This window comes from Mesorhizobium sp. ZC-5 (assembly GCF_025753855.1).
Classification (GTDB): Bacteria; Pseudomonadota; Alphaproteobacteria; order Rhizobiales; family Rhizobiaceae; genus Neomesorhizobium.
In genome coordinates this window covers 148,052-162,182 of sequence record NZ_JAOWPT010000013.1, presented here as the reverse complement: position 1 = coordinate 162,182, position 14,131 = coordinate 148,052, and the positions used below count along the sequence as shown (strand labels likewise).

Genomic DNA, 14,131 nt, shown 5'->3' with positions numbered 1-14,131 from the left:
AGATGTGCCCATCATTTTCCAAAAATTGCCCAAATCGCCTTCTGCGCCCTTGCTGTCAGGCTCGGATCGGAGTTTCCCGAGGCTTCCCTGATTGTCAGGATCCAGGCTCTCTCGTTCTCGGTAATGAGGGCACCGAAAATCTGGCCGATGGTTAATGATGTTGTGTCGGTGGCCAGCTGCTCGACAGCCATCCGGAACAACAATGCTGGATCGCAGTCCAAGGCCTTCGCCAGACCGGGCACCCGATCGAGTGGAAGCTTGGCAGAGCCGTTTTTGATCATCGGGAGCATGTTCGGACTTCGAAATCCCGCCTCCGTGGCGATAGCGATCTGGGTCTTTGTTGGCCTGAGGTCCGAAATCCGCCTTTCGAGAAATTTGACCAGGCGGGTATCGGCGTAGGGCCTGCCGGTTCTCTGCTTCATCTGTCGATCGTCCTTCTGAAATCGCGTGTCATTGCGCTGCTTAATTCAGTTATAGCGATCGCGATTAGGACTGCGTGTCGGGGGTATTATGGGAAGCGCGTGCGCCTATGAGGCGTTGCAGGAGTGAACATTTAGGCCGATGTGGGCATCGTCACCGACTGGCCGGCCTGGAAAACTTGGAGGCTTCATTTCCGTGAGATCCACGTTGTAACCAATATTCCGATTGACCTGGTCGTTGCCGCGGCGCTGAATAGCGCGAGATCCACAGTTTCGCGTTGCGGTCGAGGGAGCGCCCGCGTGAATTCCGGCACGATCGACGTCCAGGCGACAAGAACCTTCGGTGTCGAGCAGTTCGTCGGCAGGCAATGGCCAGTTTTCGCGGGCTTCCTGGCGCTTGGTTTGTTCGTGCTCTGGCATGCATTGCAAGATGACAACCCTGACGCGGAAGTCATCGTGCTCGGGTTGATCGCAGTTGTCGGCAGTCTTGTGTATCTCGGCCGTGCGCTGCGTCGCCGTGGTTCTCCGGGCATTCCCGTGCTCGAATTGTCGAGCAGGGGGATTCTCTATCGCCTTGGCCGGACGGGGGAGTTCCGAATCCCGTGGACCGAGGTGCATAGCCTGCGGCGCGTCGACATCACGGTGAGCAAGGGACCCGACCTCCACAATGTTCCCGCGGTGCTGATGTCGCGGCAATTCTTCGACGCCAACGTTCCCATCAAATCATGGTGGGCCCGCGGTCCGCTATGGCGAGACTATTTCATCCCAGATGGCGACTGGGTGCAGTTCGCGATCCATCACGATATCCTGTCGGTTACTGCCGAAGATCTCTGGAATGAAATCGAGACCCGGTGGCGCGTGTTCGGAGGGCACGCCGACACGGCGGAGCCACAGACCGGCAAAATACCAGAAACGAGGTTGTGACCGGCTCTATGGGTGGCGTGCTGGTTGCGCAACGCCGGGCGTCAGTTTGGTGCAACGGGTCAGAACTTCACTGTCAAATCCGCCCTGAACCCGTGGTCGCTTGCATCGCTGGCGATCTGGCCGGAATAGGAGACGCCAAGCGAGGTCTTTTCCGAAAGGCCGACATCGAACCCCGCTTCGAGGACAAGGGCATCCTCGGCGATCGGAGTGCCGGCGATGGTAAAGGCCTCGCCGCCAGCGAAGGCCAGGTCGGAGAACGGCGTAACATCGCCGAAGGTATGGCGCCAGCCGAGCATGCCGCGCGCCGCGGCGAGCATACTGCCGAGGTTGATATCGGTCGAGGCACGCAATCCGAGCGTCGTGAAGGTGGCGTCGGTGGTGCCGCTCGCGCTGGTGAGTGCGGCGGCGCCGCCGTCCTCGGCAAAACCGTCGGTGTGGACGTTGACATAAGCGAGATTGGCGAAGGGCTCGAGGGCGAAGGAACCGCGGTCGACCTGGTAGCCGAGTTCGCCGAACACCTGTGCCGTGCGGGCATCGTATGAGGCTTCAGCGCTGCCGGCAAAGCCGGGAAAGGCGATGCCCCGGCCAGTCTCGATGTCGTGCCAGGTGTGGGCGGCGCCGAGGCTGAGGCCGAGATTACCCCAGCGCGTGCCTCCGAACAGACCGAGATGATAATTGTCGCTGTCGCTGGACGAGGCGCGGTCGTCGACGTGGAAACTCGAGCGGCTGTAGCCGGTGACGAGGCCAACGCGCCAGGTCTCCGCGACAGCCGCGTCGGCGCCGACGAACAGGCCGCCTATCGAGCGATCAAAATCGGCGGCATTGCCATTGCTGTCCCATGTCCCCCACGAGCCGAAGCCGCGCGCCCAGACGGCGAAACGGTCGCTATCGGCAGGGGCGGGTGAAAAGACCCTCGCGCTCTTGCCTTCCTTGACCAGCGCCTCTTGCTGCTCGGGTGTCAGGCCCTCCGACCCATACCCCATTACCGGCAGCGCCGGCGCCGCTATGCCGCCGAGGGAAGAGCGCGTCCGGTCGAGCATTGCCTCGCGCACGAAGCGGCTGTCCTCCAGGAAAGCCCCCCTGAGGCTGGCATGCATCTCTCCGGACAGCGCGTCGAGCGCTTGCCGGGCGCTCTCCTCGTCGGGAATGGCGGCGACCGCGTCGTAGATGGGATTGCCCGGTCCGGTGCCTTCCACGCCGGTGCCGGTAGAGCATTGGTTGAAGGTCAGCGCCACATCGCAGAACGAGACGTCGTTTCGGGTGACGTCGAGATAGACGTTGTTGGGGTCGTAGGCGAGTGCCAGGTCGACGAACGGCATGTTCTGGGTCAGGTCGCCGAATTCTCCGGCAACGCCGCCGTCGGCGCTGACGATCGTCCAGCGGCTGCCGGGCGTATAGGTTCCCGCCGTCTTCAGCACACGCACCGTGCCGCCGTCGATGCTGGCCGCTCCCGATGCGTCGATCAGGTCACCGTCGAGGCCGGGTTCGATCTCGACCTCGTAGGTGGAGCCGGCGGCGAAGGTGATGTCGCCGGCAACGGAAAGCGTGTCGATCGAATTGCCCGGCGCAATCGTGCCACCCGAGGTGACGGTCGTCGTGCCGATCGTGCCGGTGCCTTCCAGGCGACCGCCGGACAAAACATCCAGCGCGCCGCCGAGCGTGCCGTTGACGGCAAGCGTGCCCGCATTGACGGTTGTCGATCCCGCAAAGGCATTGGAGTCGCCGGTGAGAATGAGTGTGCCGCCGGCCAGCTTCTCGACCGTCCCGTCGCCGCCGATCAGCCCGTCGAAGGTGAGGTCGTCACTGCGGTTGAAGGCGAGCGTGCCGCCGGCCATGATCTCGACATCGCCGGCGATCAAGCCGGTGGCGCTGCCGCCGCCGATGTCCAGCCTTCCAGCATTCACCGTCGTGCCGCCGGTGTAGGCGTTGGCGCCGGTCAGCGTCAACGTGCCGGTTCCGACCTTGACTAGCGAACCGCTAGTGCCGCCACCGTCGCCGCCGTCGAGCATGACGCCGCTGATCGTGTCGTCTTTCCCGAGCCCGCCGAGCGTCAGGCTCTTTGAACCGAGATAAGCCGTGCCTGCACCCGAGAGCGACCCGATGCCGATGCCGTCGGCTTCGAGGTTTGAAATGTCGACCAGGCCACCGTTGATGATCGTTGCGCCGTCGGCCGTGCTGTTGCCGGAGAAAACGACGTTGCTGTCGGCCAAATTGGTAATCGTAGCGCTGCCGGCCGTGGCGCTGTCACGGAAGATGACACCGCCCCCGTTGCCGGGGATGGGGCCATTGCCGTCGGGAATGCCGGCATCGCTGACGATGGTCGCGGTTCCCGCCGAACTCGTATCGAAGAAAAAGATCTGGCCGCTATTGTCGATCGTCGCCGCGCCGGCGGATGCATTTTGGACAAAAATCAGTGAGCTGGTGAGGTCGGCAACCTTGATCGCCAACGTTCCGGCCTGCGCTGAGCCTGTAAAATCCAGGACGCCACTAGTTCCGCTTGCCTCGCCGATCGTCACCGGGCCGGTGCCGATCGCCCCGGTCACAGACGCGATGAGCCTCCCATCGGAAACCGTCGTGCCGCCGGCATAGCTGTTCGAGCCGGTCAGCGTGAGCACTCCGCCGCCGGTCTTGGTGAGGGCACCGGCGCCGGAGAGGACGCCAGAGGCGGTCAGCTCGGCATCGGTCTGGAAGGTGCCGCCGCCGGCGCCAAGCGTGATGTCCCGTGCCGTCGCGAAGGCGGCCGTGTTCCGCAGCGTGCCGCCGGCCAGCACCAGATTGCCCGACGCGGCGCCCAGGTTGGCATCGGACGAGACCTGCAGCGTGCCGTTCAGGATGGAGGTGCCGCCCGCGTAGCCGTTGGCGCCGGAGAGCACCAGCGTGCCGGTGTCCTGCTTGACCAGGCCGCCGCTGCCGGTAATCGCTGCGCCGATCTCGGCGGTCACGCCGAGATCGACGCGGATGATGGTTTCGTCGGTCGTCGTCGTCAGCGCGTCGCCATCGATGACGTAGCCGTCGGTCATGAACTGCATGCCGGTGAAGGAAACATTGCCAGCAGAATTATTGACCGCAACGGTTCCGGCGCTGCCGCCGAAGATCGCAAAATCCTGGTTCCACCGGCCGTTGGGCGTGCCGTCGGCTTCGGTCCAGTTGCGATTGGCCGCATCCCAGACGCCGTCGCCGCCGTCATTGGCGCCGTTGTCGTGCAGCGCGGCATTGCCGCCGTCCCAGAAGCCCAGCACCGCGCCGACATTGTTGATCAGGTTCACCTGGCCACTGATGCGGGTCTGCACGAACAGGTCGCCGGCATTGACGCCGGCGGGCAGACTACCAAGTTCGAGCGCGTTGTCGGTCAGCGCGCCGCCATAGTTCATCAGCCGGTAGACGCCAGGCCCGAACCCGCCGATGTCGGTGATGTTCAGCGTTCCATCGAGCACCAGGTCGCCAGTCACCACCGTCAGGTCGTTGATGCCGCCGCCGATCACGCCGGCCTGGCCGAGCTCATAGTCGAGGATCGAACCGCCGCTGAGGGTGAGCGAGCCGAGCGTCAGCGTGCCGGCGCTGGCGCCAGGCGCCAAAATGCCGCCATCCAGCACGGTTACATCGCCGGCGATCGAACCGGTGCCGCCCAGTATGGCGCCGTTTGCTACCGTCGTCGCGGTGTTGCCCAACAAGCCATTGACCAGCAGCGTGCCACCATTGACGTTGGTCGCGCCGGTGTTGCTGCTGGCGCCGGTGAGGAGAGTGGTGCCGGAGAACACGTTGACGCTGCCGTCGCCGCGGATCGCCGAAGCGAATTCGTAGGCGGTCCCCGTATGGTTGAAATTGATCGTCCCGGTGCCTGCACCGAACTCGACCGTCGTGGCAGCGAGCGTGCCCGGTGCCACCGCCGTCTCACCTACGACGGCGCCGAAGTTAAGCGTGCCCTGCGACCCGCCCTGATCAGCCAGCACAAACGCACCTGCCGCGCCCACCACCCCGCCGTCCGCGACGGTAAGCACTCCCGTGCCTTCGACCCCGACAACGAGGGGGCCACTGCTGGTCCAGGTGGAGCCTTGGCCAGTTACTGTCACCGCGCCGTCGGCGAAGGGGCCAGTGCCGATACGGCCGAACACACTGCTCACTGTCCCGCCCTCTTCGATAGTCAGCGTGCCGGCGCCGGAACCGCCGACGAAGAGGCCACCGTTGTTGGTCCAGGTGGAGTCTTGGCCACTCACCGTCACCGTACCCTGGAAGCCGGCGCCGACAACGCCAAACTCGTCGCTCACCGTGCCGCCATCCGCAATGGTCAGCGTACCGATGCCGGCACCGCCGACGACGAGATCAGCGGAATTTGTCCAGCTCGAGCCCGGTCCGGTCACCGTCACCGTGCCCTGGGAGCCGATGTTAGTGCCGACATTGCCGGACCTGTCGCTCACCGCCCCGCCATCTTCGATGGTCAGCGTGCCGATGCCGACATCTCCGACGAAGAGGACGCGACTGTTGACCCAAGTGGAATTGGCACCGCTCACCGTCACCGTGCCCTGGGAACCGGCCACGGAGCCGACAAAGCCGAACCGGTTGCTCACCGATCCGCCGTTGACGATGCGCAGCGCACCATTGTCGCCGGATTGGGCGCCGACCACCATGTCGCTATTTGGGTTGTTAATAACGCCTGGCGACACTTCAAGCGCGCCAGCCCTAATCGTCGTATCGCCGGCGTAGGTGTTGTTTCCCGTCAGCGTCAGCCTGCCGGCGCCGGTCTTGGTAAGGGCGCCGCTGCCCGAGATGTCGCCGTGATAGGTGAGCGTTCCGGCGCGGTCGAAGATCAGCGCCCCGTCATTGGCGACATCGCTGGCGATACTGCCGGATGCGCCGCCATTGCCGACCTGCAGCGTGGCCCCGGCGTCGATCGTGGTCGCACCGGTGTAGCTGTTGTCGGCAGTAAAGATCGTCGTGCCGGCCAACACGTTCACCGTGCCGGCGCCGCTGATCGCCGACGCGAACTCATAGCCGGTTCCGGTATGGTTGAAATTTATCGTGCCGGTGCCGGCGCCGAACGTCACGGTGCCGGTATTGAGCGTGCCGGGGACATCGGCCGGCCCCCCGCCGATGTTGAGCGTGCCGGTGGAGCCTGTGAACGTGGCGATGCTGACCGAGGCGGCGCTTGCCGTGGCGCCGTCCGCCAGGGTGAGCGTGCCGATCCCGCCAGCAATCTGGCCGACCTCGACGGTGCCGCTGCTGGTCCAGGTCGAGGTTGGGCCGGTCACCATCACGGTCCCAGTGGCAACCAAACCGATAGCTGCGTCGCTATTGCTCACCGCGCCGCCATCGGCGATGGTGAGCGCGCCGTTGCCAGAAGCCCCGACAAACAGAGGGTCGCCAGAAATCGTCCAGCTCGAGCCAGCGCCGGTCACGGTCGCGGTACCCTGCGAGCCGGCCTGGAGGCCGATGACGCCCTGACCTCCCGTGGTCACCGCGCCGCCGGCGGAGATCACCAGCGTTCCGTTCCCGCCGGCACTCTGGCCGACAAGGAGCCCGCCGTTGCTGGTCCAGGTCGAGGTTGGGCCGGTCACCGTCACGGTCCCGGTGCCACTGTTCCCGATAACTGCGCTCCTATTGCTCACCGCGCCGCCATCCGCGATGGTGAGCGCGCCGTTGCCGGCGACGCCAACGATGAGGTCGCCGGTCAGGTTCCAGGCCGACCCCGCGCCGTTGATGTTCGCCGCGCCTTGGCTGCCTGAGACGTTGCCGATCCGCGCATCGACGCCGTTGACGACACCGCCCTCCAGCACCTCCAGCGAGCCGCTGGAAATGAAGCCCACGAACGACAGCTCACCGGCGTTCCAGACCGAGCCGGCGCCGGTCACGGTGACCGCGCCGGTGCCCCCAACGCCGATGGAGGAGCCGTTCGCGCTATCGACCAGGCCGCCGTCCTCCACGATGAGGCCGCCGCCGCCGCCTTCGGCGACAGTCAATCCGTCCACGTCCAGCACCGAACCGGCGCCAGCGACCGTAACAGCGCCCGTGCCGCCCGCAATTACCCCGATGACGACCCCGCCCGCCTCGACGCGACCGCCATCGCCGACCGACAGCATGCCGGCGCCAGTGCGTCCGACGAACAGCCCCTCATCCACCAGCAATTGCGATCCGGCACCGGTGACAGTGGCGCTGCCTTGCGCGCCCGATTGCAGGCCCAGATGGACGTTGTTGCCGCTGGTCGCGACTGCACCAGCACCGACCGTGAAGGTGCCATTGCCGGAGAAGCCGACGACGAACTCGCCAAAGGTGCCGGTGTGCGTCAAGGTCGACCCGGCGCCGCTGACCTCCAGCGTGCCCTGCGCGCCCGCGTCCTGGCCGAGGGTGACGGCGCCGGCGGTTGCCGCGCCGCCGCCAGTTATCTCCAGATTTGCGTTGCCGGCGCCGCCGACAGTCAGCGTGTTTCCAACATCCAGGCTGCTGTCGCTGTCGTTGACTGTGGCCTCGCCCAGAGCGCCAGCGAACTCGCCCAGCATCACTGTCACGGCGCTCACCGCTCCGCCGCCGTCGATGCTCAGCGTGGCGTTGCCCTGCCGCGCCACTGTCAGTCCGCCGAGCGTGGAGAGCATCGAGCCGTTGCCACTGACGGTCGCGCTCGCGGCGCTGTCGGGAGTGAAGCTGAAGATGATCGCGTTCTGAACCGCGATGCCGAACTCCACGACGCCACCGTCGAGCACGAACAGGCGCCCGGTGCCCGATTGGTTGCCGAAGCCGGCGACGCTGCTCGTGATGAGGCGCGAGCCGACACCGCTGACGGTGATCGTGCCCTCCCCGCCGGCGACCCCACCACCACCGCCAGATCCTACACCTAGACTACCTGCAGCCAAAGTGCCGCCGTTGACGATCGAAAGGTCGCCGATAAGGCCCGGCCCGCCGCCAAGCGTCAGGCTCCGGACACTCGCATCGCCACCGTTAATGACCGTTGCATTGGGTGTGACCGTATTGAGGACGCCGTCGAAGGCGGAAGGGGGCGGCTGGCCATTGTCCCAGTTGGCGCCTGTGAACCAGTCATTCGACGCCGAGCCGGTCCAGTTTTGCGCCTGCGCTGGCACCGCGAAACCGCCAGCCAAGAGCGTGGTGCCGGCTAGAGCCGATAGGCCCAAAAGCGCAGTGGAATTGAACAGCGCAGAGCGCCAGGACCGGTCCGGGGACATACCCTCCATCATGTCCGGCTTCGGTTTTATCCGACCCGATGAAGGCCGGCCCCGAGAGCCTTGTCGTCCCCAAGACCACCCGGAGGCGCGGCGGCAATCAAATCGCCATCCGCGCCAGCCCGTCTCCCGCATTACGACACGTTAACGCAACCCAGGGCTGTCGTCACCGCTCTCGCCCGTGCAAACTAGGCCGCGGGGTATGGAAAACCTCTTTTTCAACCAGGTGTTGCGGTAGGGTTACAGCATGGGACGGAAGGCAAGCGAGCAAGAAGATCAGTTGGCGATGGTCGGCAGGACGGTTATGTTCCATCATCGGGGTCGATCACCGGCCGCAGCCGAAAGAAGACCTCAGGCTGATCCATCTTTCGCCGTTTTTCGTTCAACTTCTTCGACTCATGCTTGATCCGCTGCTGTTCAACCTCTCAGAGAGCACTGATATCCCGTTCGAGCTCAGCAAATTTGTCGACCAGCCTTTTGGCGAGAGCGCTAACTGCCGGCGAAGACTGACGATCACGATGAATCAGCAGCCCGATCTCGCTCGCGGAAAGATCCGGCTCGGCGAGCGGAACATGAATTAGCTCTCCCGCCTTCAATTCATCGACGAATCCCGTCGGCGTGAAGAAGCCAATGCCCAATCCTGCGAGCATGACCTCTTTTGTCATAGGCAGCGAATTCGTGAGCAGGACCGATCTGAACTGTGCTCCGCTGTGCGTAAATTCGGCTTCCGCAGTCGCATTCAGGATCCACGGATCTGAAAGCATGCACACAGGATAGGCCGCGCATTCGGTCAGCGTAACCTCTTTCTTCCCAGCCAACGCATGCCCTGGCCGCATGATCGCGCCGATGCGCATTCTGATCCGCGCCGCCACCTCGTAGCCGCGATGCCTCCGATCGATAAACAGGATCGCAATGTCGGGGCGGCGGGCACGCATCTCCTCACTATGCTCCTTGGGAGCGGCGTCGATCACCCGGAAGGCGATATGAGGATGATGCCGGGAGGTTTCTTCAATGGCGCGCGGCAAGATGCGCACCATCGGTGCCGGGATCGATACAATGCGAACTTCGCCGTGAATGTCACCGGACAACGTCGAGATCTCACTGCGGACATTGTTCCAGCGGGCGATCGTCTCTCGCGCATGCCGGATGACATATTCGCCGGCTGCGGTTGGTCGGACGCCGTTGCCGACACGTTCGAAGAGCGACGTGCCGATCTCTGCTTCCAGCTTGAGGATCTGGCGATTCACCGCCGACGAGGCGACATTCAGCACGCCTGCCGCACGCCTGATCGAGCCCAGTCGCGCGACCTGATCGATGTAGCGCAATACCACAGCGTGCATTGCCACCTCCGCCGTAACAAGTGATGCCGAAACGGCATCACCTCTCTCGAATCTTTATGCTTCCTTGGAGCGCTCTGCCACCTCTAAAGTCTATTCGGCTTCCGGAATGACAGCCGGTGCATGAACGTCATCAGGCGCGGCACCGAGCATCGAAGCATCCGGCCCGACAAGGGCCGACAACAAGGGGAACTTCCATGACGAAAATAAGCGTTTCAAGGCGAACCCTGCTCAAGGCAGGAGCCGGGTTGGCAGGAGCCCTCGCAATGCCGGCGATCGTTTCCAATCGCGTTCTTGCGCAGTCCGGCACCAAGACGATCAACATGCAGCTAGGCTGGCTCGGTGGTGGCAACCAGCTCGGCGAAGTGGCAGCCAAGCAGCTCGGTTATTTCGAGGAGCAGGGGCTTGAGCTTGCCATCCAGCCCGGTGGCCCAAGCATCGACGGTGTCGCCATCGTGGCGTCCGGCCGCCACGAGATCGGCCAGGTATCGTCCAGCCCATCGCTCATGCTCGCAGCCTCGCAGGGAATTCCTGTCAAGGCCATCGCCGTCAGCGCACAGCAGCACCCGTATGCCTTTTTCTCGCTGCCCGCCAACCCGATCCGTGAAGCCAAGGATATGGTTGGCAAGAAGATTGGCATCCAGGCGACGGGAAAAGTCCTGCTGTCGGCGTTGCTGAAAAAGCACGGCATTCCGGAAGGCGACGTCGAGGCCGTCATGATCGGCGCCGATATGACACCCCTGCTCAGCGGCCAGGTCCACGCCGTGACCGGCTGGACTACCAACACCACCGCGCTTTCTGTGCTCGGCCCCGATCCGGTCGTCATGAAGCTGTGGGATCAGGGTGTGCAGCTCTACGGCAATCCCTATTATACGACCACCGACGTGCTCGCCAACAATGCGGAGGCGGTCAACGGATTCCTCAGGGCATCGGGAAAGGGCTGGGAATATGCCAAAGCCAACCCCGAAGCCGCAGTCGACATGCTGCTGAAGGAATTCCCGAACCTCGTCAAGGCCGACGAGATCGCGGCCGCCCAGGTCATGCTCGCACACATCTTCACCCCCGCTACCGCGGCTGGCGGGTGGGGCACGATGGACCCGGCCATCTGGCAAGCCCAGATCACGCTCTACGATGAACTGGAGCAGTTTTCCGCCGGTGCCCCGGCTCTCGACAGCGTCATCTCGATGGCGCCGCTGGAAGCGACGGCGGGCGACCGTCCCAAACTCGGTTGACGGGGTAACGCGCGATGGCACTTGCCCTGGTCGAACGCGATCCACCAGAGAGCCCCGAGACGAGCGACCTCGCGGTCGAACTTCACAAGGTCTCCGTCCGCTTCACAACCGAGCGCGGGACCATCACCGCGCTCGACGGCATCGACCTGACCGTCCCGAAGGGGGGCTTCCTCACGCTTCTCGGGCCATCGGGCTGCGGCAAGTCCACACTGCTGCGCGTTGTCGCCGACATCATCCAGCCGAGCACCGGAACCGCCCGCGTGCTCGGCGGGTCGGCCTCGGCGGCGCGATCGCGACGTGACATCGGCTTCGTCTTCCAGGATGCCGCCTTGCTGCCCTGGCGCACGGTTCTCGAGAATGTGACGCTGCCGCTGGAAGTGGGTGGCGGCGCACCCTTGGGCAAGGCCAGCGATCCGCACGAGTTGATCGAGCTTGTCGGCCTCTCCGGTTGGGAAAAGGCTTTTCCGCATGAACTCTCCGGTGGCATGCGCCAGCGCGTCTCTATCGCACGCGCGCTGGTCTCCAGTCCGAAGCTGCTGTTCATGGACGAGCCCTTCGGGGCCCTGGACGAGATCACGCGCGACCGCCTGAACGAAGAACTGCTCGCCGTCTGGGAGCGGACACACACGACCATCCTCTTCGTCACGCACTCGATCTACGAGGCAGCCTTTCTCGGCCAGGAGGTGCTGCTCCTGGCGGCGCGCCCCGGCCGCGTGCGTGAACGGGTGCCCGTCAACCTGCCATCGCCGCGCCGCATCGCGATGCGCGAAACCCCGGAATTCGTCGCCCTCGTGTCGCATCTGCGCCGCGTCCTGGAGACCTGCTGACATGTCCACCAACACCGCCACCATGGGCGCCTTCGTCGACGACGGCGAAGCCCAGGCCGTTTATCTCGCCGCCAAGCGCCGCCTGCTCTGGCGCCGCAGGCTACTGCCGCTGATCACGTTTCTGGCCCTGCTGGTGGCCTGGGAAATCTCGGTCAAGGTGTTCGGCATCAGGCCCTTCATCGCGCCGGCACCGAGTGCAGTCTTCCATGTGCTCGTCGCCAAATTCCCGATGCTGATGCAGAACCTACTGCCGACCGCCATCGAGGCGATCTCGGGTTTTCTCATTGGCAACATCGCCGCCATCACCATCGCCACGGCGTTCGCCTACAAGGACAGCCTGGAGGAGGCCTTCTTCCCGATAGCGGTGATGGTCAACACCATCCCCGTTGTCGCCAAGGCTCCCATCCTCGTGCTGCTGCTCGGTAACGGCATGGAGCCGAAGATCGCCATTGCCGCGCTGATCTGCTTCTTCCCGACGCTGGTCAACATGACGCGCGGCCTGCGCGACGTGAACCCGCAACAGCTCGAACTGATGCATGTGCTGTCGGCCTCGCCGAGTGAGATCTTTCTGAAGGTCCGCCTTAAGAACTCGCTGCCATATCTGTTTTCGGCCCTGAAGATCGCCGCCTCCACCGCCGTCATCGGCGCCATCGTCGGAGAATGGATTGGCTCCACCGTTGGTATCGGCGCGCTCATCATCCAGGCGACCTACAATTTCGACTCACCGCTGCTCTACGCCACCATCGTCGTCGGCTCGGTCTTCTCGGCCAGCTTCTTCGGCGCGATCTCGTGGGCCGAGCGGTATTTCCTCACATGGAACGTTGGCGGCGTGCGCTGAGCGCTGCCGCAAAAGAGAGATCAGGAGATTTTGAGATGACGACTTCGCAGACGATCGACGAACCCGGCGGCAAGGTGCCGGTGGCGGCGGAGGCCGACCTTGTCGTGGTCGGCGGCGGGCCGGCCGGCATTTCGGCGGCGGTGGCCGGCGCGCGCAATGGCCTGTCGGTAATTCTGCTCGAGCGCTATGCCTATCTGGGCGGCCTCGCCTCCGGCGGCATGGTGTTGGTGCTGGACGACATGTGCAATGGCCCGGAGGTCACCGTTCGCGGTCTCTGCACCGAACTCATCGACCGCATGACGAAGATGGGGCTCTGCGTCACGCCACCGGAGGCCGACTGGATCTCCGACGATGTGAAATTCCAGCAATGGGCCCGCTGGGGCGTATACAACTTCCATTCCCACGAGAAGCCGCAGCCGATCTGCTACGCCTCAGCCTTCGATCCGGACGGCTTCAAGCGCGCTTCCAACGACATGATCGCGGAAGCCGGCGTCAATTTGCGAATGCACAGCTGGTTCTCCAGGGCGATCGTCGAGGACGGCGCGGTCAAGGGCGTGATCTGCGATACCAAGGCCGGCCGCCAGGCCGTGCTGGGCAAGATAACCATCGACGCGACCGGCGACCTTGATGTCGCAGCCTCGGCCGGCGCGGCTTACAGCCACGGCAACTTCATCGTCACCACCGTCTTCCGGCTCGGCGGCGTCGATACGGACGCCGCTGAACGTTTCGAATATGAGGAGCCCGACGCCTTCGCCATTGTCGATCGCGAGGCCAAGCGCATCATGGGCGGCTCATGGGAGCGCTGGTGGTTGAAGACGCCGCTGCCCGGCATAGTCTGGTGCAACTGCCCGCACATGGCAGGGCTTGATGGCACCTCGGTGGAAGACCTGACCAAGGCCGACTTCAAGGGCCGCGAGCGCATCGCTGCGCTGGTTGCCTATATCCGCGGGAAAGTGCCCGGCTTCGAAAACGCGTTCGTCGTCGATGTCGCCCCTCAGATCGGTGTTCGCACCTCGCGCCTGCTTGAAGGTGCCTATGTGATGAGCAAGGAAGACGTTGCCTCGCGCCGGCATTTCTCCGACAGCGTCGCCCGCGGCCGCGACTACTATTATCCCTACCGTTCGCTGCTGCCCAAGGATGTGTCCCAGTTGCTCGTCGCCGGACGTCATTATTCGTCTACCGCCGCCGCGCAGCGCATCTCGCGCGAGATCCCGCCCTGCATGGCGATGGGCGAGGCAACCGGCATCGCCGCCGCGGTGGCGCTTGATCAGGGCGTGACGGTCGACAAGGTTGACATCGCCAGGGTGCAGCGGCTTCTGCGTGAGCAGGGCGCCGATCCGGGCGACCAGCCGGCGGCCAACGCTTCCTTTTCGATCGCGGCGGAATGA

General features: G+C 64.4%; 8 protein-coding genes. 5 read left to right on the top strand and 3 right to left on the bottom strand.

The window, feature by feature from the left end:
- Positions 1-11 precede the first annotated feature (11 nt).
- Positions 12-422: an XRE family transcriptional regulator gene (locus OHD58_RS25665; RefSeq protein ID WP_263806525.1), complete on the bottom strand. Its 411-nt coding sequence runs from the start codon at positions 420-422 to the stop codon at positions 12-14.
- Between the two features lie 297 nt (positions 423-719).
- On the opposite strand from OHD58_RS25665, the gene OHD58_RS25660 reads away from it, so the two are divergent.
- Complete coding sequence (locus tag OHD58_RS25660) at positions 720-1,343, top strand: hypothetical protein (protein WP_263806524.1); 624 nt, start codon at positions 720-722, stop codon at positions 1,341-1,343.
- Positions 1,344-1,402: 59 nt separating this feature from the next.
- Here the strand turns inward: OHD58_RS25660 and OHD58_RS25655 are convergent, their stop codons facing one another.
- Both OHD58_RS25655 and OHD58_RS25650 read right to left on the bottom strand, forming a co-directional pair.
- Positions 1,403-8,512, bottom strand: coding sequence for an autotransporter domain-containing protein (locus OHD58_RS25655; protein ID WP_263806523.1), 7,110 nt, complete (start codon positions 8,510-8,512; stop codon positions 1,403-1,405).
- A 422-nt stretch (positions 8,513-8,934) separates the two neighbouring features.
- Positions 8,935-9,849 carry a LysR family transcriptional regulator gene (locus OHD58_RS25650; RefSeq protein WP_263806522.1) on the bottom strand — a complete coding sequence of 305 codons (915 nt, stop codon included), beginning with the start codon at positions 9,847-9,849 and terminating at the stop codon, positions 8,935-8,937.
- A 194-nt stretch (positions 9,850-10,043) separates the two neighbouring features.
- On the opposite strand from OHD58_RS25650, the gene OHD58_RS25645 reads away from it, so the two are divergent.
- From OHD58_RS25645 to OHD58_RS25630, 4 genes are read left to right on the top strand one after another with little or no spacing between them, the layout of a single operon-like run.
- Positions 10,044-11,078 carry an ABC transporter substrate-binding protein gene (locus OHD58_RS25645; protein WP_263806521.1) on the top strand — a complete coding sequence of 345 codons (1,035 nt, stop codon included), beginning with the start codon at positions 10,044-10,046 and terminating at the stop codon, positions 11,076-11,078.
- Positions 11,079-11,092: 14 nt separating this feature from the next.
- Positions 11,093-11,905 carry an ABC transporter ATP-binding protein gene (locus OHD58_RS25640; protein ID WP_263806520.1) on the top strand — a complete coding sequence of 271 codons (813 nt, stop codon included), beginning with the start codon at positions 11,093-11,095 and terminating at the stop codon, positions 11,903-11,905.
- 1 nt (position 11,906) lies between these two features.
- Positions 11,907-12,743: an ABC transporter permease gene (locus tag OHD58_RS25635; RefSeq protein ID WP_263806519.1), complete on the top strand. Its 837-nt coding sequence runs from the start codon at positions 11,907-11,909 to the stop codon at positions 12,741-12,743.
- 35 nt (positions 12,744-12,778) lie between these two features.
- The gene (locus tag OHD58_RS25630; RefSeq protein WP_263806517.1) at positions 12,779-14,131 is read left to right on the top strand and encodes an FAD-dependent oxidoreductase; all 1,353 of its coding nucleotides are present in this window, start codon (positions 12,779-12,781) and stop codon (positions 14,129-14,131) included.

What these genes read in the sequence shown, in the direction of transcription:
- OHD58_RS25665 (WP_263806525.1), bottom strand. Translation starts at nt 422, where the DNA reads ATGAAGCAGAGAACCGGCAGGCCCTACGCCGATACCCGCCTGGTCAAA.
- OHD58_RS25655 (WP_263806523.1), bottom strand. Translation starts at nt 8,512, where the DNA reads ATGTCCCCGGACCGGTCCTGGCGCTCTGCGCTGTTCAATTCCACTGCG.
- OHD58_RS25650 (WP_263806522.1), bottom strand. Translation starts at nt 9,849, where the DNA reads ATGCACGCTGTGGTATTGCGCTACATCGATCAGGTCGCGCGACTGGGC.
- OHD58_RS25645 (WP_263806521.1), top strand. Translation starts at nt 10,044, where the DNA reads ATGACGAAAATAAGCGTTTCAAGGCGAACCCTGCTCAAGGCAGGAGCC.
- OHD58_RS25640 (WP_263806520.1), top strand. Translation starts at nt 11,093, where the DNA reads ATGGCACTTGCCCTGGTCGAACGCGATCCACCAGAGAGCCCCGAGACG.
- OHD58_RS25635 (WP_263806519.1), top strand. Translation starts at nt 11,907, where the DNA reads ATGTCCACCAACACCGCCACCATGGGCGCCTTCGTCGACGACGGCGAA.
- OHD58_RS25630 (WP_263806517.1), top strand. Translation starts at nt 12,779, where the DNA reads ATGACGACTTCGCAGACGATCGACGAACCCGGCGGCAAGGTGCCGGTG.